General features: G+C 55.7%; 19 protein-coding genes and 1 tRNA gene. 13 read left to right on the top strand and 7 right to left on the bottom strand.

The window, feature by feature from the left end; genetic code table 11:
- Window positions 1–98: 98 nt before the first annotated feature.
- Window positions 99–1,349, bottom strand: coding sequence for a histidine--tRNA ligase (hisS, locus tag DPF_RS05815; protein ID WP_069857975.1), 1,251 nt, complete (start codon window positions 1,347–1,349; stop codon window positions 99–101).
- Window positions 1,350–1,669: 320 nt separating this feature from the next.
- Between hisS and DPF_RS05820 the strand changes: the two genes are divergently transcribed.
- Window positions 1,670–3,457: a chloride channel protein gene (locus DPF_RS05820; RefSeq protein ID WP_069857977.1), complete on the top strand. Its 1,788-nt coding sequence runs from the start codon at window positions 1,670–1,672 to the stop codon at window positions 3,455–3,457.
- A gap of 153 nt (window positions 3,458–3,610) precedes the next feature.
- Here the strand turns inward: DPF_RS05820 and DPF_RS05825 are convergent.
- Window positions 3,611–3,687 (bottom strand) — tRNA-Arg (locus tag DPF_RS05825).
- A 395-nt stretch (window positions 3,688–4,082) separates the two neighbouring features.
- Between DPF_RS05825 and DPF_RS05830 the strand changes: the two genes are divergently transcribed.
- From DPF_RS05830 to DPF_RS05840, 3 genes are all read left to right on the top strand, one after another.
- Window positions 4,083–5,408, top strand: a complete 1,326-nt coding sequence (locus DPF_RS05830) for a TolC family protein (RefSeq protein ID WP_069857979.1) — start codon at window positions 4,083–4,085, stop codon at window positions 5,406–5,408.
- Between the two features lie 137 nt (window positions 5,409–5,545).
- Window positions 5,546–6,007, top strand: coding sequence for a chemotaxis protein CheX (locus DPF_RS05835; RefSeq protein ID WP_069857981.1), 462 nt, complete (start codon window positions 5,546–5,548; stop codon window positions 6,005–6,007).
- Between the two features lie 96 nt (window positions 6,008–6,103).
- A complete protein-coding gene (locus DPF_RS05840; RefSeq protein WP_083254498.1) occupies window positions 6,104–6,922 on the top strand; it encodes a hypothetical protein in 819 nt (272 codons plus the stop codon).
- 117 nt (window positions 6,923–7,039) lie between these two features.
- On the opposite strand, the gene malQ is transcribed toward DPF_RS05840, so the two are convergent.
- The 3 genes from malQ to DPF_RS05855 form a co-directional block, all read right to left on the bottom strand.
- On the bottom strand, window positions 7,040–8,572 hold the full coding sequence (malQ, locus tag DPF_RS05845) for a 4-alpha-glucanotransferase (RefSeq protein ID WP_069857983.1): 1,533 nt from the start codon (window positions 8,570–8,572) through the stop codon (window positions 7,040–7,042).
- Between the two features lie 11 nt (window positions 8,573–8,583).
- Window positions 8,584–10,500: a 1,4-alpha-glucan branching protein GlgB gene (glgB, locus tag DPF_RS05850; protein WP_069858766.1), complete on the bottom strand. Its 1,917-nt coding sequence runs from the start codon at window positions 10,498–10,500 to the stop codon at window positions 8,584–8,586.
- Between the two features lie 85 nt (window positions 10,501–10,585).
- Window positions 10,586–11,440 carry a DNA polymerase III delta subunit-related protein gene (locus tag DPF_RS05855; protein ID WP_069857985.1) on the bottom strand — a complete coding sequence of 285 codons (855 nt, stop codon included), beginning with the start codon at window positions 11,438–11,440 and terminating at the stop codon, window positions 10,586–10,588.
- A 534-nt stretch (window positions 11,441–11,974) separates the two neighbouring features.
- On the opposite strand from DPF_RS05855, the gene DPF_RS05860 reads away from it, so the two are divergent.
- Complete coding sequence (locus DPF_RS05860) at window positions 11,975–12,772, top strand: 2-amino-3,7-dideoxy-D-threo-hept-6-ulosonate synthase (RefSeq protein WP_069858768.1); 798 nt, start codon at window positions 11,975–11,977, stop codon at window positions 12,770–12,772.
- Between the two features lie 24 nt (window positions 12,773–12,796).
- Here the strand turns inward: DPF_RS05860 and DPF_RS14215 are convergent, their stop codons facing one another.
- A complete protein-coding gene (locus DPF_RS14215) occupies window positions 12,797–12,994 on the bottom strand; it encodes a hypothetical protein (RefSeq protein WP_141721068.1) in 198 nt (65 codons plus the stop codon).
- Window positions 12,995–13,008: 14 nt separating this feature from the next.
- On the opposite strand from DPF_RS14215, the gene DPF_RS05865 reads away from it, so the two are divergent.
- The 7 genes from DPF_RS05865 to DPF_RS05895 all read left to right on the top strand — a co-directional run bounded on the left by DPF_RS05865 (window position 13,009) and on the right by DPF_RS05895 (window position 21,175).
- Window positions 13,009–13,980 carry a 3-dehydroquinate synthase II domain-containing protein gene (locus DPF_RS05865; protein ID WP_069857987.1) on the top strand — a complete coding sequence of 324 codons (972 nt, stop codon included), beginning with the start codon at window positions 13,009–13,011 and terminating at the stop codon, window positions 13,978–13,980.
- Between the two features lie 8 nt (window positions 13,981–13,988).
- Complete coding sequence (gene pheA / locus DPF_RS05870) at window positions 13,989–15,062, top strand: prephenate dehydratase (protein WP_083254499.1); 1,074 nt, start codon at window positions 13,989–13,991, stop codon at window positions 15,060–15,062.
- A 42-nt stretch (window positions 15,063–15,104) separates the two neighbouring features.
- The gene (gene aroA / locus DPF_RS05875) at window positions 15,105–16,433 is read left to right on the top strand and encodes a 3-phosphoshikimate 1-carboxyvinyltransferase (RefSeq protein WP_069857990.1); all 1,329 of its coding nucleotides are present in this window, start codon (window positions 15,105–15,107) and stop codon (window positions 16,431–16,433) included.
- 222 nt (window positions 16,434–16,655) lie between these two features.
- Window positions 16,656–17,405: a prephenate dehydrogenase/arogenate dehydrogenase family protein gene (locus DPF_RS05880; protein ID WP_069857991.1), complete on the top strand. Its 750-nt coding sequence runs from the start codon at window positions 16,656–16,658 to the stop codon at window positions 17,403–17,405.
- A 133-nt stretch (window positions 17,406–17,538) separates the two neighbouring features.
- On the top strand, window positions 17,539–18,891 hold the full coding sequence (locus tag DPF_RS05885; RefSeq protein WP_069857993.1) for a glutamine synthetase family protein: 1,353 nt from the start codon (window positions 17,539–17,541) through the stop codon (window positions 18,889–18,891).
- Window positions 18,892–19,027: 136 nt separating this feature from the next.
- On the top strand, window positions 19,028–20,038 hold the full coding sequence (locus DPF_RS05890; protein ID WP_069858001.1) for an NAD-dependent epimerase: 1,011 nt from the start codon (window positions 19,028–19,030) through the stop codon (window positions 20,036–20,038).
- Between the two features lie 375 nt (window positions 20,039–20,413).
- Window positions 20,414–21,175 (top strand): ParA family protein, encoded by a 762-nt coding sequence (locus tag DPF_RS05895; protein ID WP_069858003.1) that lies wholly within the window; start codon window positions 20,414–20,416, stop codon window positions 21,173–21,175.
- Between the two features lie 5 nt (window positions 21,176–21,180).
- On the opposite strand, the gene DPF_RS05900 is transcribed toward DPF_RS05895, so the two are convergent.
- The gene (locus DPF_RS05900; RefSeq protein ID WP_069858005.1) at window positions 21,181–21,588 is read right to left on the bottom strand and encodes a hypothetical protein; all 408 of its coding nucleotides are present in this window, start codon (window positions 21,586–21,588) and stop codon (window positions 21,181–21,183) included.
- Between the two features lie 186 nt (window positions 21,589–21,774).
- Between DPF_RS05900 and DPF_RS05905 the strand changes: the two genes are divergently transcribed.
- Entirely contained in the window at window positions 21,775–22,695 is a 921-nt protein-coding gene (locus DPF_RS05905) for a ParB/RepB/Spo0J family partition protein (RefSeq protein ID WP_069858007.1), read from the top strand.
- Window positions 22,696–22,697 lie beyond the last annotated feature (2 nt).

Genomic DNA, 22,697 nt, shown 5'->3' on the forward strand with positions numbered 1-22,697 from the left:
AGCCCCCGTACCTGCCCCTGCCAATAATTCTGGTTGGCGCAGGCATGCACGGGCAATGAGAGGCTGTATCCTTCCCAACCTGCGCACTGCCTACTTCTTTAACACTGCAATCCCAACGCCTGTTCGAGATCATTCTGGCTGACCGCCTTCTGGGCGCCCGTGGCCATGTCCTTGACAATGATCTGATCCTTTTCCAGCTCTTCGGGACCCAGCAAAAGACAGGTCTTGACCCCCAACTTGTTGGCCTGCCTCAAAAGGCTCTTGACAGACTTGGCCTCGAAACTGACCTCCCCGGCAAACCCCTTGTCCCGCAAGTTCTGGGCAATGATCATGGCCTTGTTCAGGGCTTGCTGATCCAGCACGGCCAGGAAAAAATCAAGCTGAGGCGAACCGATCTTGTCCAGGAGCAGGGCAAGACGCTCCATGCCGCAGGCAAAGCCCAGTCCCGGGAGATCAGGGCCACCGAGCTGCCTGATCAGCCCGTCGTACCGCCCTCCGCCGGCCACAGAGGCCTGGGCTCCGATGTCATGGGACACGACCTCGAAGGTGGTTCGCTGGTAATAGTCCAATCCCCTGACCAGCCGTTCATTGTGCTCGTAGGCAAGGCCGGCCTGATCCAGAATGGACAGGACCGTGTCAAAATGGTCCCGACACCCCGGGCACAGGGAATCGCTGATTTTCGGAGCATCCTTGACCAGCTCTTTGCACGTGGGAACCTTGCAATCAAGAACCCGCAAGGGATTGGTGGACGCCCGTCGCTGGCAGTCCTCACACAACCGGGACTGATCAAGACCTTCCAGAAAAGAGGTCAGCCGCTCATGAAAAACCGGTCGACACTCGCGGCATCCCAGGGAATTGATCTCAATGGACAGCTTGTCCAGCCCCAGCCCCTTGAGGTACGACCAGACCATGAACATGAGCTCGGCATCGGCCTGGGGCGCATCGGTCCCCAGAACTTCGACGTTGATCTGATGGAATTGACGCATGCGTCCCTTTTGGGGACGTTCGTACCGGAACATGGGACCGCAGGTGAACAGCTTGGCAATGGGGTGAAGGGAATGGATCTTGTTTTCGATAAACGCCCGGACCACCCCGGCGGTCGCCTCGGGTCGAAGGGTCAGAGAACGGTTTTTGCGGTCCGGAAAGGTATACATCTCTTTTTGGACCACATCGGTTTCCTCGCCAATGGACCGGGCAAACAACTCGGTTTTTTCCACCAGGGGAAGCCGCACTTCCTGACAGCCGTATCGGGAAAAAATGTCCCGGGCTGTCTGCTCCATAAACACGAATTTGTCGCTTTCCGGAGGGAACAAGTCGGCAAATCCCTTGATCTTTTGTATTTTGGACATAATGAATGGACGTTGTTGAAGGGGACGAAAGGGATGGTCTCCATTGAATGCAGAAACGTTCCTGCATAATGAATGATCCATGGGATGTCAAAAAACACGATTTGGCGCATGGCCTAGAATATGTTGTAAGGATCAAGACAGATCTGTACCCTATGAGCGCACCAACAGCCTCGCCATCAACCGCATACAAGGATTGCTTAAGGGGACGCCGTGGAGCCTGCGCCCCCCTCGAACAGACGTGCCAGGGGACACACCCTTTCGGCAGCCAGCCATCCGGCAGGCTCCGCTACCTTTGGCCTGACAAAGCTCAAGGATTGTGAATGACAGATAAAGATTTTCAAACCACGTTTTCCGTGGTCGGCAAGTGGACCTTCTATTGCGTGGGAATCGGTCTGGTGGCCGGTCTCGGGGCCATGATCTTCCATGTCCTCTGTGATGTGGGATTCCACTTCTTCATGCACCAGCTGGCCGGATACCATCCCCCTTCGCCAGCAGGGGAGCATTCCATGTTCCCCCAGCCTCAAAACGAGCTGCTCCGGTACATGCTCCTGATTCTTCCCTGCGTAGGCGGGTTGCTCAGCGGATTTCTGGTCTACACCTTTGCGCCCGAGGCAGAGGGACACGGCACGGACGCGGCCATTGACGCCTACCACAACAAGGGCGGTCTCATCCGGGCCAGGGTGCCGGTGATCAAGACCATTGCCTCGGCCATCACCCTGACATCGGGCGGTTCAGGCGGTCGTGAAGGGCCCATCGCCCAGATCGGGGCCGGATTCGGATCATTTCTGGCCACCAGACTCAAACTTTCCCGGCGGGAACGCCGGATCATGCTGGCCGCGGGCATGGGTGCAGGCATTGGCGCCATTTTTCGGGCTCCCCTGGCCGGAGCATTGTTTTCCGCCGAAGTGCTGTACAAGGATCCGGACATCGAACCCGAGGTTCTCATCCCCTCGGGCATGGCCTCGGTGGTGGCCTATTGCGTGTTCTGCTCGGTTTTTGGCTGGGGCTCCCTGTTCCATTCACCTGATTTCACTTTCCGCGATCCCGTGGAGCTTCTCCCGTACACGGTTCTGGCCCTTGTCGTGGCCGGGTTCGGATGGCTCTATGTCAAATCCTTTTACGGCGTGACCGGCCTGTTTCGCCAATGGAAGATTCCCAACCATGTCAAACCGGCCATTGGGGGGCTCATTACCGGCATATTCGGCTTCTTTCTTCCCCAGACCCTGTCCTTTGGCTACGGCTACATGCAGCAGGCCATCAACAACGAACTGTCCATTCTGTTTCTGCTGACCATCTGCATCGGCAAGATCCTGACCACCTCCTTCACCATCGGCTCGGGCGGTTCGGGCGGGGTGTTCGGCCCCTCGGTGGTCATTGGCGGGGCAGTGGGCGGCGTGGTGGGCAAACTGGCCAACACGCTTGTTCCCGGACTGGTCAACCATCCGGGTTCCTTTGTGGTCGTTGGCATGGCCGGATTCTTCACGGCCGTGTCCAACACCCCCATCTCGACGATCATCTTCATCAGCGAAATGACCAACTCCTACCACCTGCTTTTGCCGAGCCTTCTTGTCTGCTCCATTGCGTATATGATTTCCAGAAAATATACCATTTACGTCAAGCAGGTCCAAAACAAGATCGATTCTCCGGCCCATGCGGGTGATTTTTTCGTGGATGTCCTGGAGTCCATCCGGGTCCGCGATCTGAAAGACCGGCTCGTCCAGCCGACCCTGGTCAGAAACGACATGCCCATGTCCCGATTCAAGGAAATCTTCAGCCACACCAAACAGCACTATTTCCCGGTTGTGGACAAACAGAACCGGTTTGTGAGCATCTTTTCGTCCACAGACATCCGGGCGATTCTGTTCGACAAGGGATTGGATGATCTGGTGGTCATGGGCGATATCGGCACCAAGGAAATCATCGCCACCACCCCCAGCGAAGACCTGAACACGGTCCTGGCCCGGCTGACCATCAAGAACATCGACAGCCTGCCGGTAGTCAAGGAAGGGGATCCCTATACCCTCATCGGCATGCTCCCCAGAAGGGCGGTGGTGGATTTTTACAATCGGCGGGTGGAGGCCATGAAAAAGCGAATGGACGAGGAATGAGAAAGCATGAATCTCTGAAGAGGTGACATCATCTTGGACACAGAAGGTTTCGGCCAAGAGGGCAAGATAAGCCTTTCATTGAACGCTGTTGCATCCCAATATTTGCCACCAAAAAAAGGGCTTACACATTTCTGTGTAAGCCCTTGAATTTACTGGTGCTCCCGGCAGGATTCGAACCTGCGGCCCACGGATTCGAAGTCCGGCACTCTATCCAGCTGAGCTACGGAAGCATGAAGGTGAAACCTGTTATTCCTCGACGTGGCCGTGTTCGTTGTGCAGGGCCCAGAGGATAAGGCCGAGGGAACAGAGTCCTGTGAGAAGAATGATTCCTGTATACAGCATGGCGTCCTCCTTCAATAAAACGGATTGGCTGAAATGGGCTTGATGGATATTTGAATCAATTGTTCTGAAACGATCATCTAGTCCGTATCAGGCAAAATTTCAATAGATTTCTGCCCTCACAATCAAACCGGCCAAGGGACATCCACAAAACGCCCGCCACCAAGGTTCCCATGGCTTGGCATGCCTTGATTTTTGGGATGAATTGGAAGAAGAGTGGTCTATTGCTCTTCGCAGGGCATCTTTGTGAACAGATATCCCAAACTCCTGCTTCAAGGACCATCTCATGCACCCCATGCCATTCCGATCCGTTGTTCTGACCATCGTATGTCTGCTGCTGGGCTCACCATATGCCATCGGCGCTCAGGATCCTTTGACCCTGACCATGGAGGAATGCATTGCCAAGGGGCTGCGGGACAATCCGCAACTCAAGGCGCTACGCAGGGAGATCAGAGCCTCGGAATACGGTGTTGATGCCGCAAAGGGCGGTCTTGGCCCTTCGATGACCGCCAATTACCGGTATCTGCGCCAGGAACATGATACACCCCTGGCGGGCATGGCTCAGGACGACTGGATGCTCAACCTGAACCTGCACCAGCCCCTGTTCACCGGATTCAGGCTCCTGAGCAATCTGGAAAAATCCCGTTTGGCCAGGGATGTGGCCACGGCCCGATTGGAGCAGGCCAGCCAGGCGTTCATCCTCAATGTCCAGCGAACCTTCCTGACCCTGCTCCAGGCCCGGGAAAATGTGCGCAGTGCCAAAGATTCCCTGACCCGCCTCAAGTCCCAGCTCAAGGTCATAACCGCCTACTACGAAGTGGGATTGCGACCCAAGCTCGACGTCCTTCAGGCCGAGGTGGACGTGGCCCGTGCCGAGCAGCAGCTCCTGGCCGCCCAGATCGCCGTCAGGGTCCAGATGTCCAGACTGAACAGCCTGCTGGACATTCCCGTTCAAAAGGATGTCAACTACGTGGGCGCCCTGGAGTTCATCCCCTTTATCCGGGATCTGCAGCATTGTCTGGACACTTCCCTTGCCCATCGGCCCGATATGAAAATCGCGGCCAAGTCCATTGCCATGGCCCAAAAGAATGCCCAAATGGTTGCCAGCGGCTTTTATCCCCAACTGGCTGCAGACGTTGATTACTACTCCCACGGTGATGAACCCGATGCCTACGGCAACGATATTGTTGACGAACAGAACAATGACTACTGGACAGCCCGGGTAACCCTTTCCTACAAATTTTTCGAATCCGGAGCCAATTACCACGCATGGAAACAGGCCAGGGAAAAGATCGCTGCCCTGGAGCATGATTACACCGACCTGCAAAACGAAATCTCCTTTCAGGTCAAATCCTCCTATGACACCCTCAAGGAAAGCATCGAGCGCATTGAGGTGACCAGAAAGGCGCTGACCTCGGCCAGGGAAAGCTTTCGCATGGCCAAGGCACGGTACGAGGCCCAGGTGGGAACAAATACCGATGTCCTGGACGCCCAGGCCAACGTCACCCAGGCCGAGGCCGACAAAACACAGGCGTTGGCCGACTACCAACAGGCGCTGGCAGCCTTGTACAATGCCATGGGAGTCAGAAACATCAACCTGCAGCCCAGGTAGCATCAGGGGTTGGGCGATCCGGATTCGTGCACATCGGACGTTCATCCCGTTCCAGGATCCCGGCACCGGTTTCCTGACAACGAGCTGATCGCATACCGTCCACACACCATCACCATCAACGGTCCAAGGAGAATCGGATGACTGACGCAGAGATTGCAAAGCCTTTCATCAAAGCCACCCAAAATATTCTGTCAACAATGGCCGGATTGGAATCAAAACCTGGAACGCCGTATGTCAAAAAGGAAAAGGTTGCCAAGGGTGATGTGTCCGCGATCATCGGGATCACAGGTGAAAAAAACGGCACCTTTGCCATTTCCTTTTCCAAGACCTGTGCAATCCAGATCGTCAAGCAGATGCTCGGGGATGATGTGGATGACATCTTCAACGACGTGCAGGATGCGGTGGGGGAAATATCCAACATGATTTCCGGACACGCCCGGCTGGGACTTGCCGAGATGGGACTCAAACTCCAGGGGTCCACCCCGTCGGTCATCATGGGCGACAATCATGTGATCAGCCACATGACCAGGGCGGCGGTCATTGTCATTCCCTTTGAAACCAAATTCGGCCATTTTGTGGTGGAATTCTGCTTCGAATGAGCCCGGCGGTCCTGACGTCAATGGACTTATGGTTCTGACTTCACGGAGCACGCATCCGTCCAGGCGTCTGCCCTTGGCATCCAACCCATTCTCATCATGGAAAAAACACGTGACATCAATGCCCGTGTAAAGGCATTGCTCCTTGACGCCAGAACCCGGGAAACCCGTAAACTTCCTGCGGAATTCGACATGGTTGACATGCCGCTGGAAGGCGTGGCCGCCTACTGGCTTTCCCTCAAAAAAGTTCTTGTGGAAAAGAAAAAGCCGAACCTGTTGGCAACCGAAGCCGCGCACACCAGGGAAGCCTATGTCCGGCACCTTCTCGAACTGTGTACCTCCTCCCTGGATGCGGCCTCCATCCGCTGTTTTGCCGCGGTCAAAAAAAAGGTCATTCTTGCGGATCTCCAGCGAAAATTCGTACTCATGGCCATTGCCATTCTGGGGATCGCGGACAATGAAAATCCCCAAAAGGTCATGGTTCGGTTCCTGTCCAAATTTCCCATCTCACCGGTTTTTGAAAAACAGGTTTTCGAGGTTGCTCAACTGATCATCGCCAACCTGGAGAATGCCTCGTTCAACCATCGCAAGTTCCTGGCCCTGAACCTGCGCATGAAGCCCGAAGCCATGCTCATTGTTCTGGTTGTCTTTTGCATGCTTGTCCGCCGCAAGGGGGCAGGGGGCCTTGATCCCTTTCTGCAGCATGTCCGATGCAACTATTTCAACGAGGGGTTGACCCTGATCAAGGACGGTTTCGACAAGGACTTCATCAAATACCGCCTCAACCTGCAAAAACGCGAAATCCTGGAAGAAACCGAATTGAAGATGGATATGTCCGTTGAACTTGCCCTGGCCCTGATCCGCCAGGTCACCTATGACGACATGTATCTGATCGCCCGGTCATACATGCTTTCCTGATTCTGCCGTGGCCGCTTTCGCCCGGCCACGAACACGTCCTGTCCGTCTCTTCGGCCTCATGTTGTGACTGGATTACGTACCCCTTTTCCAGACAATCCCGGGCTCCATAAACACCTGTCACTCCGTGGCAGCGCTTCGTTGCTGCCTGGCCCCCTCCCGTCCGTAGAGCCATGTCCAGCGGGCCAGCTTGCTGGCCAGATCACGGGACAACTGGTCCGGCAAAACCCGCCACCCCCAATTGCCGTCCCGCTGTGAAGGCGTGTTCATCCTGGCCTCGTGCCCCAGGGTCAAAACGTCCTGCAGAGGAAGGATGCACAGATCGGCCCGGGACATCATGGCGACGCGAATCATGGCCGCATGCAAGGCATGATAGTCACTGTCCGTTCCCAGATATTCGGCCACCAAGGCTCTTTGCTCAGGAGCCAGTTCCTTTTGGTACCAGCCCTTGAGGGTGTTGTTGTCGTGTGTTCCCGTATACACAACACTGTTCTTGTCGATATTGTGAGGAAGATAGGGGTTGTTTGGCAGGTCATCGCCAAAGGCGAACTGGAGAATTTTCATGCCCGGAAATCCAAAATACGCCATGAGCTCCCTGACGTCCTGGGTGATATGTCCGAGATCCTCGGCAACAATATCCAGGTCGGGAAGCTGTTTCTGGACCAGTTGAAAGAGCTGTTTGCCCGGACACGGCCGCCACACCCCATTGCGGGCAGTTTTGGATCCAGCCGGAACCTGCCAGAAGGCCACAAATCCCCGAAAATGGTCCAGACGGACCGTATGATAAAGCATCCCGTTATGCCGTAACCGATCAATCCACCAGGAAAAGTTGCTGGCCGCCATGTGCTCCCAATTGTACACGGGATTGCCCCATAATTGTCCTTTTTCACTGAAATAATCGGGCGGAGCACCTGCCACGTGGATGGGCAGCAGGTTGTCGTCCAGTTCGAACAATTCGGGATGTGACCAGACATCGCAGCTGTCCAGACTCACATAGATGGGCATGTCACCAAAAAGCCGGATATGGAGCCCAACACAATGGGCCTTGAGCGCTTCCCACTGTTCGAAAAAAATAAATTGCTTGAAGCGCTCCCGCTCCACTTCCATGCTCAGCCGTTCACGCCATTCATCCAGAGCCCCCGGATGCCTGAACCGGATATCCTTGGGCCAGTAGTACCAGGGAAGGCCCTCGAAATGCTGCTTCAGGGCAGCAAACAGGGCGTAGTCTTCGAGCCACCACCCGTTGGCCGTCTTGAAATCCAGATATCCTGTTCGCCCCGGAAGCCAGGAAAGACCGTTTTCAAAGGCAATGCGCAGCAATTGCTCTTTCCATGCTGCCACCCGGGCGTATTCCACCCGATCGTCCGCAAACAAGGGCAGGGCACCAAGATTCTCCGGACTCAGATACCCCTGGGCAACAAGAACATCCGGACTGATGAGCAGGGGGTTGCCGGCAAAGGCCGAATAGGCGTTGTACGGAGAATTGCCTGTTCCGCTATTGGTGGGTGTCAGGGGCAGCAATTGCCAATACGTCTGTTGGGCACGGGCCAGAAAGTCCGCAAAAGCATGGGCACCTGGACCCAGGTCTCCGATCCCGTATCTGGAAGGCAGGGAGGTAATGTGCAAAAGAATGCCGCTTGCCCGATGCTTCATGAAATGAGCCCTCACGGCTGGGAAGCAGGCTTGAAAAAAACGGCTGCCAGTGGGGGCAGAGTCAGTTCGGTCATGTACGGAAAACCATGCCAGCTTGCATGGCGCGCTTCCACCGCACCCTTGTTGCCCACGCCGCTTCCGCCATACACCGTGGCATCACTGTTCAGGATTTCCAGCCAGGTTCCTCCCCGGGGCAGACCGACCCGATACCGGTATCGGGGAACCGGGGTGAAATTGCAGGCCACAAGAATGACCTCCTGTTGGTATTGGCGAAAAAAGGTCAGCACGCTCTGGTCCGAATCATGACAATCCTCCCAGGCAAAGCCGTTCTGGTCATAATCACCCGCGTACAGGGCTTGTTCGCGCGTATATGCCAGGTTCAGATCCCTGACCCAGTCCCTGATGCCCTGGTGAGCCGGCTGGTCCAGAAGATGCCAGTCAAGGGACGCATCATGGTTCCATTCCCGCCATTGGCCGAACTCTCCTCCCATGAACAGCAGCTTCTTGCCGGGCTGACCGGTCATGTAACCGAACAAAAGACGCAGGTTAGCCCTTTTCTGCCAGGAATCACCAGGCATTTTATCCAGAAGAGACCCCTTCAGGTGCACGACTTCGTCATGGGACAGGGGAAGAATGAAATTCTCCGTGTAGGCGTACCAGAGGCCGAATGTCAGCTGGTCATGATAAAATTTTCTGTGCACCGGGTCCTTGGACATATAGCTCAGAGTATCGTTCATCCACCCCATGTTCCACTTCATGCCGAACCCCAGGCCTCCCAGGTACACGGGACGAGAAACCATGGGCCAGGACGTGGACTCCTCGGCCATGGTCTGCACATCGGGATAATTTTCATACACGGCCATGTTCAGTCGGCGCAGAAAATCAAGGGCTTCCAGGTTTTCGTTCCCGCCATATTGGTTGGGAATCCATTCCCCTTCCTTGCGTGAGTAATCCAGATAGATCATGGAGGCCACGGCATCCACCCGCAACCCGTCTGCATGGTATTTTTCCAGCCAGAACAGGGCACTGCTGATGAGATAGGCCTGCACCTCATACCGGCCGTAGTTGAAGATGGAGCTGTTCCAGTCCGGATGAAACCCCTTGCGCGCGTCTTCGTGCTCAAAGAGGTGGGTGCCGTCAAAACGCGACAACCCGTGGGCATCTGCCGGAAAGTGGGAGGGCACCCAGTCCAGAATGACCCCGATGCCGTTTTGATGCAGATGATCGATGAGGTACATGAAATCCTGGGGAGTGCCGTAGCGACTTGTAGGCGCGAAATAGCCCACGGTCTGGTATCCCCATGATCCGTAAAAGGGATGTTCCATGATCGGCATGATCTCCACGTGGGTGAACCCCATGGCGGTCACATGCTCCACCAGCAGGTGGGCCATGGACCGGTAGTCCAGAAAACCGTCCGGATCGTCCGGACTCCGCTTCCATGAGCCCAGATGGACTTCATAGATGGACATGGGAGCTTGCAGGCTGTTTTGGGCCTTGCGTTGGTCCATCCATTCCTGGTCATGCCACTGGTAATCAAGCTCCCAGATTCTCGATGCCGTGCGCGGAGGTTCTTCCCAATACACGGCAAAAGGATCCCCCTTTTCGGCCACGCCACCACCGTTTCCCTGTTCGAGCCGGAACTTGTATTCCTGCCCGACACGGGCACCGGGCACAAATCCCTCCCAGATACCGGATCCGTCCTGACGGACCGAAAGGGGAGACGCTGTGGGGTTCCATTGATTAAAGGCCCCGATGACATGGGCGGAACGCGCATTGGGCGCCCACACCGCAAACCAGGTCCCGGCCTGCCCGTTCATGGTCGTGGGGTGGGCACCAAGCTTGTCATAAAGACGGTAGTGGCGTCCCTGCTTGAAAAGATAAATGTCGTGGTCGGTCATCATAGCTTCATCCCGTTGGCAATTGATCATGAGCCGGCACATCCGTTTTCCTGCACCATCCTGCTGCGTTCCCACCTCCTGCGCAACCCAGCGGGTTCAATAATGCCACACCTGGTCACGAATGCTGGTGAACCATCTTCCAAAACCGGACAGCAACCCAGTCCATGACCAGAGCCGGATTGACCCGCTTGTCCAGACGGTAAAACCCGTGGGCCAGAACATGTTCCAGCCTGTCAAAGGGAACGGGTTGGGGAATATTTTTCAGATAGCGACTTAGTTCGGTCCCGTTTTCTCCCTTGGAATAGAGGACAACGCCCTGTTGGCAATGGAGAAGCATTTTCCTGGCCAAGTGGGCATCCACCTCGTTTTTCTTCCCGGTCCTGGCAAACCAGCCCTGACCCGTTTTCATGAAATGGATCAGGGCCTGTTCCCATTCCAGGATGTCCTTGGAGGGTGCAAAACCTTTCTGCCACGGCAGGGTAAGCACAAAGCTCCGGGAAACCAGGGTTGGCAGAAGGGTCCCCCGTTGGGGCGCCAGGAGGACAAAAACATTGCCCGGCCCAGGTTCCTCCATGGACTTGAGCAGGACATTGGCGGCAGGAGGCTCCATGTTCTGGGCCTCGGCAAGGATGATCACCCGCGTTCCCTTGCCATGGGGAGGCTGCCCCATGAGCCCCCGCACCGTGCGCACATCACTGATGAGGATCTGGGATTCCCGGCCATCCACGATGGCCATATCCCTGAACACCTGGTCCTGTATCTGAAGACATGTGGGACAGCTGGAACACGGAGGCTGCCGGTTCGGACAATTGAGCAGTGCCGTCCAGTACTGGGCCAGGGCAAAACGGGAGGTCACGTCGCCTCCTTCCAGAAGGAGGGCGTGGGGAGGATTGCTGGCAAGACTGTCCAGGTAACGGACAATCCTGTCCTGCCCCAAAGGTCGAAGGGTGTTGCAAGAAGAATGTTCCATGTGAAACAAAATGGCGGGTTACGGTGAAAGGACGAAGAGCGTGCACAACACGCCCCTTGAACATGTGCATCCTTTCTTTCCTCATCTGCTCGGGGTCTTGTCAATGCAATTTTCATCCGCATGTTCCTTGCTACCAGCGTTCTGGCAGAAACGGATGCAGAGGGGATCACACCAGGTGCCACGCCGGGCATGGCCGGAACAAACCGGGCAAGGTTTGCCAGACGGCCACCTTTCTGCCCGCACTTTCTTGTCGGGCCTTGAACAGGAAGGCATAAAAAGTTCTTGACTCCCCCGCATCCCTCGGGCATTCACAGCGCATGAATACTCCCAACCAGACTCTTTTTTCCAACGCATATTTCTTTTTTTGGTATTATTTTGTGTTGACCTGTGGTCTGGACGGGAAGGTGTAACTTTTTATCACGCATACACATGTACCCCAAGGGCCGCAGGCGACACGCCGGCGGCCCTTTTTTTCGGCCGTCGCCGTCCGCCCCGACCCGCCAACCCACCATCCGCAATTGCGGGGAGGACATCATGCAGGCAGGAAAAGATCTTCGTTTGGAGCGCATCCTCAATGCCTCATCCGGAAAAACCATTCTCGTTCCCATGGATCATGGCGCCAGTCTCGGGCCCATCCCCGGACTGATTTCCCCACACAAGGCAGTTGACAGCGTGGCCAGAGGCGGGGCCGATGCCGTACTCATGCACAAGGGACTGGTCCGTTCGGCCTATGCAGGACACGCCCGTGATCTTGCCCTGATCATCCACCTTTCCGCGTCCACGGACCTTTCCACCCGTCCCAATGCCAAACGCCTCGTGGCCACGGTGGAAGAAGCCGTCAAAATGGGTGCTGACGCCGTGTCCGTGCATGTCAACCTGGGCGACGAAACCGAATCCACCATGCTCGCGGATCTGGGCCAGGTGGCCTATGCCGCCCAGGAGTGGGGCATGCCCCTGCTGGCCATGGTATACGGACGCGGGCCCAAAATCTCCAATTCCATGGCCCCTTCGGTCGTGGCCCATTGTGCCCGGGTTGGAGAGGAGCTTGGAGCTGATATCGTCAAGGTCCCTTACACGGGTGATATTGATTCATTCGCCAGGGTGTGCCAAGGGTGTTCGATTCCCGTTGTCATTGCCGGCGGTCCCAAAATGGATACCCGCGACGACATTCTGCGTATGGCCCATGATTCAGTTGCAGCCGGTGGAGCAGGGCTTTCCCTTGGGCGCAATGTCTTCCAGGATCCTGATCCCGCAAGTCTGGTCAACGCCCTTGGAGCCATTGTTCATCAGGGCCAGGGTTTGGAAAGAGCACGAACCATGCTGGCCGCCTAGACAGGCATGCCCGGTATTCGCCATTCATTCCAGCGGCCCCCGGCACGCCAGCATGGGCAATCCCGAGGGACAGATGATGACCTTTGCCTGCGGATTTTCGGTCATCCAGGTGACCATGCTCTGGGGATCACGCCATGAGGACGTGCGATCTTCCTGTCCTTGCCCCACCCTGCACGCGTGTTGCGCAGGAACAACCAGCCGAGCGTTTATACTGATTTTCAATAAGGATACTTTCCATGCGCCGAACCATTTATTTCAAAGCCATTCCCTTTTCCCAGGACGATGTCACCCTTGCCCTGGAGTCAGGAGTTGATGCGATTATTGCCGAACCCGAACATGTTCAGGAGATCGAAGCCCTTGGCCGCGTTGCGGTCATCCCTTCGGACGCGGTCATCTTCAAGGCACTGACGTGCAAGGACGACGAAACAGATGTTGTTGCGGCCCTAACTGCACAACGTACGGTCATCCTTGAAACCGGATGGGAAATCATTCCCGTGGAAAACATTCTGGCTCAAGAGCCTGCCCTGGGCCTTGAAGTGGATTCCCTTAACGCGGCCCGCGTTGGCGCCGGCATTCTGGAAAAGGGAGTTGCGACCCTGGTTGTTGTGCCCCAGGCCATTACCCAACTTAAAGACATTGTTCGCGAAATGAAACTTTCCCAAGGCACCGTGCTTCTTGAATCCGCGGAAATCATGGCCATCACCCCGGTGGGACTCGGCCACCGCGTATGCGTGGACACCCTGTCCCTCCTTGACACCGGTCAGGGCATGCTTGTGGGCAATACCAGCGGATTTTCCTTTCTGGTCCACGCGGAAACCGAAACCAACCCGTATGTGGCTCCACGGCCGTTTCGCATCAATGCCGGCGGTGTCCATTCCTACGCCATGCTTCCCGAAGACCGCACCGCCTATCTTGAGGAACTCGCTCCAGGCCGGGAAGTGCTCATCGTGGGCGCTGACGGCAAGGCCTCCACGGCCATTGTTGGCCGTTGTAAAACGGAAATCCGCCCCATGCTCATGGTTACCGCCCGAATGGGCGAACGAACCGGGTGCGTTTTTCTGCAAAACGCCGAAACCATACGCCTGGTTCGGGATGACGGAACACCCGTGAGCGTGGTTCTCCTGGCTCCCGGAGATCGTATTCTCTGCCATCAGGATGCAGCAGGCCGCCATTTCGGCATGCGCATCCAGGAAGACATCCGCGAATAGGGGGGGGCATGAACGAACCTTTTGGCAAGCTCAGACACCAGATCGACGAGGTCGATTCCCAACTGCTCCAGCTTTTGAACAAGCGGGCCGCCCTCAGTCTCGAGGTGGGAACCATCAAGGCCAAAGGCAAATTTCCCATTCTCAATCCCAAACGGGAAAAGGACCTTGTCCTCAATCTGGAACGCCTTAATACCGGTCCCCTGCCCAACGAACATCTGCGCCGCATCTATCGGGAGATCATGTCCTCGTCCCGCCGGCTCCAGGCCCCCCTTACCGTGGCCTATCTTGGTCCCAAGGGAACCTTTTCCTATTATGCCGGGGTGGAGGCGCTGGGATCAAGTCTTGATTACATTCCCCAGCGTGATCTGGAATCCGTGTTCCAGGCGGTTGCCTTTGGCAAGACCCGCCTTGGAATCGTGCCTTTTGAAAATTCCCTCAACGGCGGAGTAGGGCAGAGCATGGATCTTTTTCTGCGCTATGACGTTTCCATCCAGGCGGAAACCTATTCGCGCATCAGCCATTGTCTGCACGGCAGGACCCAGGATCTTGAAAGCGTCTCCCATATATTTTCCCATCCCCAGGCACTGGCCCAATGTACCCGGTGGCTCAGGAATACCGTTCCCCAGGCAGAACTCGTGCCCACGGTGAGTACGGGAGCTGCCGTGGAATTGGCTCTCCAACATCCGGGAGGAGCTGTCATCGGCCATGTCACGCTGGGTTCGGGAGCAACCCTGCGCTGTCTGGCCCAGGATATCCAGGACGAACCCGACAACTGGACGCGCTTTCTCATTCTCACCCGGCAACCCTATGCCGGTGAAGCCAGAGACAAAACATCCCTTTTGCTCACCCTTCCCGACAAACCCGGAGCTCTGCAGCGCGTTTTGACCATTTTTTCCGAGGCACACATCAATATGACCAAACTGGAATCAAGACCCCTTCGTTTTGAAAAATGGAAGTACGCTTTTTTTATTGATGTCCAGGCTGATCTGAGTGTTCCTGACGCACAGCCCGTCATGGACAGGCTTCGGGATCAATCCCAGTCATTGCGTGTTCTTGGCAGCTACACCACGTGGTCCGCATGATATGCCGGGCTCTTTCCCTTCATCCTTAACCCCCTGACCATCATGCAAACCATTTCCATTACCGCTCCCGCGTCCAAATCCCTGTCCCATCGAGCCCTTATCTGCGCTGCCTTGTCAACATCCGAGGCCGTGGTCGAAAATGTCCTGGCCAGTGACGATCTGGCCCGAACCCGGGAAGGACTTGCCGCTTTGGGCGCGCGGTTTCGCCTTTCCCACAACGCCATGCATGTTCAGGGCGTGCCCACCCGTCACCTTCCAGACGATACGGTTGATCTCTTTGTGGGTGAATCCGGGACCACATGCCGACTCCTTGCCGGAGTGCTTGCCGCTTTTGCCGGCACATTCCGCATGCATGGAGCAGGGCGGATGCATGATCGCCCCATGACCGCGCTGATCCAAGCCCTTTCCCAGTGGGGGGTGTCCTTTACCTTTGAAGACAAGCAGGGATTTCTCCCTCTTATCGCCCGCAGCCCCGGCACCCTGGGCGATACCATTGCCATTGATATTTCCGAAAGCAGTCAGTTCTTGTCCGCCTTGCTTCTTGCGGCTCCATGTGCCCCAACCTCCGTGACCATCAGTCTTGCCGGGACCAAGGTGGTCTCCTGGCCGTATGTGGCCCTTACTCTTCAGGTCATGGAAGATTTCGGAGTTCATGTTGATGTCCAGACCAAAACGGGCAATCTGTGGGAATCTGTGGACTGGCGATCCCTCAGGGCCGTCTCCCCTGAATCCGTTCGCTTTCGGGTTAAACCGCAGCAATATGTCATGGACCAGAACTATCATGTTGAAGGGGACTGGAGCAATGCGTCCTATTTTCTGGCTGCCGGAGCTGTAGGCTCCCTGCCTGTTCGTGTTCACGGCATTCGTCCCGATTCCATGCAGGGGGACCGGGCCATTCTCGACATCCTCCAAACCATGGGGGCAGCATCCGTGTGGGATGCACACGGATGCACGGTCTTTCCCTCACGCCTGACCGGCACACGGGTGGATATGTCTTTCTGCCCGGATATCGTTCCCACCGTGGCCACGGCAGCCTGTTTTGCAACCGGTCCCACCGAAATTCGGGGTGTGGCTCACTTGCGATTCAAGGAAAGCGATCGCCTGCAGGCCGTTGCCTCCCAGCTGCGTTTGGCAGGGCAGGACGTGACCATTCTGGACGACGGCCTGATTATTCATCCCAGGCCCATGCAAGCCGGAGACATGCTCTCCCTTGCAAGCTTCAGCGATCACCGCATTGCCATGAGTCTGAGTCTTCTTGAATGCAGCGGGCGCAGGATTGTCTTTGATGACCCCGAATGCGTCTCCAAATCCTTTCCCGATTTCTGGGATCTCTGGGCCCGTATTCCCAAGGGGCACGTTGCATCTTCGTGATGCCTTTGCGCAGCGCTTTATTATGAGGCCGCGACCTCTCGGTTCTTGCCACAGGAACTCGACAGCGGCCGGGGATGGCTGGCACCTGCGCGTTGCACGGAGCAAAAGTCATGATCACGACAGCACCTTTCCTTGGCAGCCTGACCGTCCCCAACCTGACATGGTTTGTCAGGAAATCCTTGCAAACCCATTATCATGCTGCTTGATAAGGCAGGATACCCAATGATTTCACCATTTTTGCAAAAAGTGGCCATTTTCGGATCTCGCGGCAACATGGGCGGTTTTTTCATGGACCGGTTCCTGAACATTGGTCTGGATGTCTATGGATTTGATCTGCCCATGGACATCAACCTCCTTTGCCGGGTCATCCCCACGGTGGACCTGGTGCTCCTGGCCGTACCCATTCCGGCCATGGATGCGTGTCTGGCCGCAATTTCCCGCCTTTTGAAGCCGACCACCATTTTGGCTGATCTTTGTTCCGTAAAAACATTGCCCGTAAAAAAAATGCTTCAGGCCTTTTCCGGACCTGTTGTCGGCACCCATCCCCTGTTCGGACCGCAGCCGCGTGACGAGGAGCTGCGCATGGCCATCTGCCCGGCTCGAGACCCCCTTGCTGCCGAACGACTGGAAGAGGTTTGTGCCATGTGTTCCCTGACCACCTTTCGAACCGACCCCACCCGTCACGACAAGGCCATGGCCTTTATTCAGGGGCTCAATTACGTGGGAACTCTGGCCTACTTCTGCGCCCAAGACCAGGAGGACGGCCTCAGGCAATTCATTACCCCATCCTTTGCCCGACGCATGGAAGCGGCCCGGAAAATGGTGGTCCAGGACGGCCCTTTGTTCGCAGCCCTGTGCGACAACAATCCCTTCATGGCAGCGGCCATCCGCAAACATCTGAAGATGCTTGGCCTGGCCGCTGCCGGGGATTACGAACTTCTCCGGGACAAGGCTCTTCACTGGTGGCAATAATCTGCTGGCCATTATCTACAAAATTGTCTATTTGTGCATCTTCATGTTCAACCGTACATCACGGTCGCGTTCGAATCCATGTCATGAACCCATGACGCATGTTTTTGCCACCTCTTTGCCAGGAGAAAGCATTATGGAAGAATATCCCATTTTCAACTGCAAGACCTCGGATGATGTCATCAAGGCCGTTCAGGACTATCACATTTCCTTTGTCCAGTTCTGGTTTGTGGATGTTCTGGGAACCCTCAAGAGTTTTCAGGTCACTCCCAGTGAGCTCGAGGCCGCCTTTGAAGAGGGGATGGGTTTTGATGGTTCATCCATTGAGGGATTCTGCCGTATCCATGAAAGCGACATGATCGCCTTTCCTGACGCCTCCTCGTTTCAGATGGTTTCCTGGCGTCCCACGGAACGACCTGTTGCCCGGATGTTTTGCGATATCGTCAAACCGGACGGCACACCCTATGAAGGGGACAGCCGCTACGCCCTGAAACGCATGCTCGCACGGGCTGCGGAAAAGGGATACACCATGTATGTCGGTCCCGAGCTTGAATTTTTTCTCTTTGAAAACGACCGTGAACCGTCCTACACCGATCTGGGCGGCTATTTTGATGCGCCTCCCCTGGATCTTGGCAATGACATTCGCCGGGATATCATTTTTTCTCTCAAACGCATGGGCATCAAGGTCGAATACTCCCATCACGAGGTTGCTCCCAGCCAGCACGAGATTGACTTGCGTTACGACGAGGCCCTGAAAATGGCCGACACGGCCATTACCTACAAGGTCATTGTCAAGGAAGTGGCCCGCAAGCATGGATGTTACGCCACGTTCATGCCCAAACCCGTGTTCGGGGAGAACGGTTCAGGCATGCATGTGCATCAGTCCCTGTTCAAAAACGGTCGTAACATTTTTTTCGACGCTCATGACAAGGACGGATACAGCCTGAGCGCCGAAGGCAAATCCTATATTGCCGGCATTCTCAAGCATGCCAAGGAACTTACGGCCATCTGCAACCAGTGGGTCAACTCCTACAAACGCCTCGTTCCAGGCTATGAGGCCCCGGTGTATATTGCCTGGGCGCGGCGCAACCGCTCCTCCCTGGTGCGCGTACCCATGTACAAACCCGGCAAGGAAGCGGCCACCCGCATTGAACTCCGCTCCCCTGATCCGGCGTGCAATTCCTACCTGGCCTATGCGTCCATGCTCGCTGCCGGGCTCAAGGGCATGGAAGAGAACTATATCCTTGAACCGCCAGTGGAAGAAGACATCTTCAGGATGGACAATGCCGAGCGCACGGCCAAGGGAATCGACAACCTCCCCGGTAGCCTTATCGAGGCAGTCCATTGCCTTGAAAAAAGCGAAGTTATACGCGAAGCTCTGGGTGAGCACATCTTCAACAAATTCATCGATAATAAAAAGGTTGAATGGGATGATTACCGTACCCAGATCACGGACTATGAAATCAAGAAGTATTTTCCCCTGCTGTAGCAGCCTTTGATCGCTGTCCATGCCAAAAGCCCGGAGGCCGTGCCTTCGGGCTTTTGGCATTCTTGACCCGGGCAGGGTTTCGTGCTTGTAACCCGCCAGGAAGAACTCGTTTATCCTCTACACGTCAGGAGACTTTATGAACATATTGGTCACGGGTGCAGCCGGATTTATCGGCTTTCATCTTTGCAAACGCTTTTTGGACATGGGCCACACGGTCACGGGCATTGACAATTTGAATGATTATTACTCCGTACAGCTCAAGAAGGATCGCCTGGCCCTGCTCCAGGGCCGAGACGGGTTCACCTTTCTCAAACTGGATCTGGCCGACCGGGAGGGGATGCAGCAGCTTTTTGCCTCCAACGCTTTCACCCATGTGGTCAACCTGGCGGCCCAGGCAGGTGTCCGGTACAGCATCCAGAACCCCCTGTCCTATGTTGACAGCAACCTGCTGGGCTTTGCCAATGTTCTTGAAGGGTGCCGGCACACCAGGGTGCAACACCTCGTATTCGCCTCGTCCAGCTCGGTTTACGGCCTGAACGCATCCATGCCGTTTTCCGTTCACGACAATGTCGACCACCCCATCAGCCTGTATGCGGCCAGCAAAAAATCCAACGAGCTCATGGCCCACAGTTACAGCTATCTCTACAACCTTCCCTGTACAGGACTCCGCTTTTTCACCGTGTATGGCCCCTGGGGTCGGCCCGACATGGCCCTGTTCTTGTTTACCAAGGCCATTCTCGACCAGAAGCCCATGCAGGTTTTCAATCAGGGCAAAATGAAACGGGACTTTACGTATATTGACGATATCATCGAAGGTGTGGTCCGCGTGACAGAGCGCGCCCCCAAGCCCAATCCCCATTGGGATGCCAAGGCCCCGGATCCGGGTTCGGCCCCCTGCCCCTACAAAATCTACAATATCGGCAACAACAATACCGTTGAACTCGGCCGTTTCATCCAGGTTATCGAGGAGCAGCTGGGACGCAAGGGGATCAAGGAGATGCTTCCCATGCAGCCGGGCGACGTTGAGGCCACCTATGCCAACGTGGATGACCTCATTCACGACACGGGATTCAAACCCCAAACCCCCATTGAAGAGGGTATTGGTCAATTCATTGCCTGGTACAAGGAATACTACCACATCAGTTGAAGCAACCTGATTCCTGAGCGGGCATGCCCTGGCAGCCCGCTCACACCTCCATTGATCGCCACCACAACATCTTTTCACCTCTGCCCATTACCCTTGAGCACCCCGTGCTGGGCGTGTGTGACACACTCCAGCTGAGAAAACCTTGCCAACAGCGCCTTGCGGAAAGGGCATCCATCCCAAGCCCAAGACGTCACGAATCCAGCGCAAGAGCCTGCATTGCCTGCGGGTCCCCACCTCCCGCCGCACACAGAATCCACCGTGGTTTTGATGCCTTTTCCATTGACACCGAATCATTGATCCCAGTATACACCGTGACGAATGGCCGTCACTTCATGTTTCACGTGAAACAATACTCAACCAACAAGCGAGGCAAAAGTGGCTCGGACGATTATTGTGGCGAATCAGAAGGGGGGGGTGGGTAAAACAACGACCACCGTCAATTTGGCGGCATCGCTGGCCGTGATGGAAAAAAAGGTCTTGATCGTGGACTGCGACCCTCAGGCCAACGCCTCAAGCGGATTGGGAATTGATGTGGGAGAGCAGGAAGACAACCTGTATACGGCCATGTTTGATGAGACACGGGTTCGTGACGCCGTGTGTGAAACCGAACTCCCGTACCTCCATGTTCTTCCGTCGACCCATGATCTTGTGGGGGCCGACCTGGAACTGGTGGACCGACGGGAACGGGAATTTTATGTGGCCAACCTGGTGGAAAGCATTGGAGAGAAGTACGAATACATTTTTCTGGACTGCCCCCCATCCCTGGGGCTGGTGACCATCAATGCCCTTTGCGCAGGCAGGGAACTGCTCATTCCCTTGCAGTGCGAGTATTATGCCCTGGAAGGAATTGCCCAGTTGCTACAGACCTATGAAGCAGTGAAAAAAAGGCTGAATCGGCGGCTGGAAATCATGGGAGTGGTGCTGACCATGTTCGACAAACGCAACCGCCTTTCCTTTCAGGTGGAACGCGAAGTCAGAACCTATTTTCCGGAAAAGACCTTTGCGACGAAAATCCCGAGGAACGTCAGGCTTTCCGAGGCACCAAGCCATGGAAAGCCCGCCATCACTTATGACATCCGATCCACGGGAACCCAGGCCTATATCTCCCTGGCCCGCGAAGTTCTGGAACGGGGGTAGATGCGTTATTTGTGATCGCAAAAAGGGGTGCAGAAGCAGGTAATCTTGTCCTTGAAATGCTGCTTGGTCACCCTGGCCTTGCATGCCAGACATTCAAAGCAGGTCAACCCGCCGATATTGGCGGCCTTAAGACGGAATTTCCGGGGATCATCGGCCTGCCAATCCTGAGTAGTATTGCCGCACAGGTCGCAGGTGACATCCATGTCCACCTCATAGGCAAAATCCCAGAAATCCATGAGGCGATTCCAATCGTCCATGGGCTCGGGAAGGGGAGTCCGGGTCTTTTCAAGGTACCTGTCGATGATCGGCTGGACGTCCTTGTGAATGGCCGCCCAGAGTTCCGGGGAAATGAACATGCCGAACATGTTCCCCTGCTTATCATAAAGAGCTGTTATATCTTTCTTTTTTTTCATATTCGCCAACTCCGTTCGTATGTTGTGAAACAAGCGTGACACAAGGTATTTTGTCGACATCACCACAAGACATTGGTTCTGGAAAGCCCACGGCTCTCGTACCGCAACAATCAGGGGATTGTCCGGACGATCCCCTGACGGCTGTCAGGTTTATAACCATGGTGCACGAAAAAGCAAGGTAACGATATGAGCGTCAAAACCAGAGGACTAGGCAAGGGGCTGGATCTGTTGCTCAAGGGCAGCACCCCGGATACAACAGATGAACGTCTGGAAATCAGGGAAATTCCCCTCACGGATATTTTTCCCAATCCCTCCCAGCCCAGACAGGAATTTGTCGAGGAAAGTCTGGACGAGCTGGCCCGATCAATCCGCAGTCAGGGCGTTCTCCAACCCATTCTGGTTCGTCCCCGCTCTGGAGCGCGCCACGGCTATGAAATCGTGGCCGGTGAACGCCGATGGCGCGCCAGTCAGCGCACCGACCTGAAAACCATCCCCGCCTTGGTGCGCGACATTGATGACAAGGAAACCCTGGCCATCGCCCTGATCGAAAATCTCCAGCGTGAAGACCTCAATCCCATTGAGGAAGCCATGGCCCTGGAACGTATCAAACAGGAACTGGAGCTGAGTCAGGAAGAACTCGCCCGGCAGGTGGGCAGAAGTCGGTCGGCCATTGCCAACAGCATGCGCCTGCTCAACCTGCCTCCCTCCATCCAGAAGGATCTGGCGGCTCACGTTATCACGCCGGGCCATGCGCGGGCCTATCTGGCCCTAAATGATCCGGACAGCCAAAAGACGGCGCATGACAAGGTGGTGAAAAACCATCTCAACGTCAGGCAGACCGAAGCCCTGGTTCGACAGATGAATGCGGCCCCTGCCAAAGACAGCCCTGCTGACGACCTCAAGGACAAGGCGGCAAACAAGCGTTTTTGCCAGGAATGCAAAACAACCATTGAAAAGGTGCTGGGGAAACGCAAGGGACTTTCCCTTCGGGTCAGCGGTGGACCAGCCAAGGGATCCATCACCCTGTCCTATGCCAATGCCAGGGAACGGGAACGGGTGTTGCGCATCATGGAACAGGGTGCCGGGCACGTGGATAATCAGGAGTAAAC

Origin of the sequence: Desulfoplanes formicivorans (genome assembly GCF_001748225.1) — a bacterium.
GTDB classification, from domain to species: domain Bacteria; phylum Desulfobacterota; class Desulfovibrionia; order Desulfovibrionales; family Desulfomicrobiaceae; genus Desulfoplanes; species Desulfoplanes formicivorans.

What these genes read in the sequence shown, in the direction of transcription:
- DPF_RS05865 (WP_069857987.1), top strand. Translation starts at nt 13,009, where the DNA reads ATGCGCCGAACCATTTATTTCAAAGCCATTCCCTTTTCCCAGGACGAT.
- glgB (WP_069858766.1), bottom strand. Translation starts at nt 10,500, where the DNA reads ATGATCAATTGCCAACGGGATGAAGCTATGATGACCGACCACGACATT.
- pheA (WP_083254499.1), top strand. Translation starts at nt 13,989, where the DNA reads ATGAACGAACCTTTTGGCAAGCTCAGACACCAGATCGACGAGGTCGAT.
- malQ (WP_069857983.1), bottom strand. Translation starts at nt 8,572, where the DNA reads ATGAAGCATCGGGCAAGCGGCATTCTTTTGCACATTACCTCCCTGCCT.
- DPF_RS05885 (WP_069857993.1), top strand. Translation starts at nt 17,539, where the DNA reads ATGGAAGAATATCCCATTTTCAACTGCAAGACCTCGGATGATGTCATC.
- DPF_RS05830 (WP_069857979.1), top strand. Translation starts at nt 4,083, where the DNA reads ATGCACCCCATGCCATTCCGATCCGTTGTTCTGACCATCGTATGTCTG.
- DPF_RS05835 (WP_069857981.1), top strand. Translation starts at nt 5,546, where the DNA reads ATGACTGACGCAGAGATTGCAAAGCCTTTCATCAAAGCCACCCAAAAT.
- hisS (WP_069857975.1), bottom strand. Translation starts at nt 1,349, where the DNA reads ATGTCCAAAATACAAAAGATCAAGGGATTTGCCGACTTGTTCCCTCCG.
- DPF_RS05840 (WP_083254498.1), top strand. Translation starts at nt 6,104, where the DNA reads ATGGAAAAAACACGTGACATCAATGCCCGTGTAAAGGCATTGCTCCTT.
- aroA (WP_069857990.1), top strand. Translation starts at nt 15,105, where the DNA reads ATGCAAACCATTTCCATTACCGCTCCCGCGTCCAAATCCCTGTCCCAT.
- DPF_RS05880 (WP_069857991.1), top strand. Translation starts at nt 16,656, where the DNA reads ATGATTTCACCATTTTTGCAAAAAGTGGCCATTTTCGGATCTCGCGGC.
- DPF_RS05860 (WP_069858768.1), top strand. Translation starts at nt 11,975, where the DNA reads ATGCAGGCAGGAAAAGATCTTCGTTTGGAGCGCATCCTCAATGCCTCA.
- DPF_RS05820 (WP_069857977.1), top strand. Translation starts at nt 1,670, where the DNA reads ATGACAGATAAAGATTTTCAAACCACGTTTTCCGTGGTCGGCAAGTGG.
- DPF_RS05890 (WP_069858001.1), top strand. Translation starts at nt 19,028, where the DNA reads ATGAACATATTGGTCACGGGTGCAGCCGGATTTATCGGCTTTCATCTT.
- DPF_RS05900 (WP_069858005.1), bottom strand. Translation starts at nt 21,588, where the DNA reads ATGAAAAAAAAGAAAGATATAACAGCTCTTTATGATAAGCAGGGGAAC.
- DPF_RS05905 (WP_069858007.1), top strand. Translation starts at nt 21,775, where the DNA reads ATGAGCGTCAAAACCAGAGGACTAGGCAAGGGGCTGGATCTGTTGCTC.
- DPF_RS05855 (WP_069857985.1), bottom strand. Translation starts at nt 11,440, where the DNA reads ATGGAACATTCTTCTTGCAACACCCTTCGACCTTTGGGGCAGGACAGG.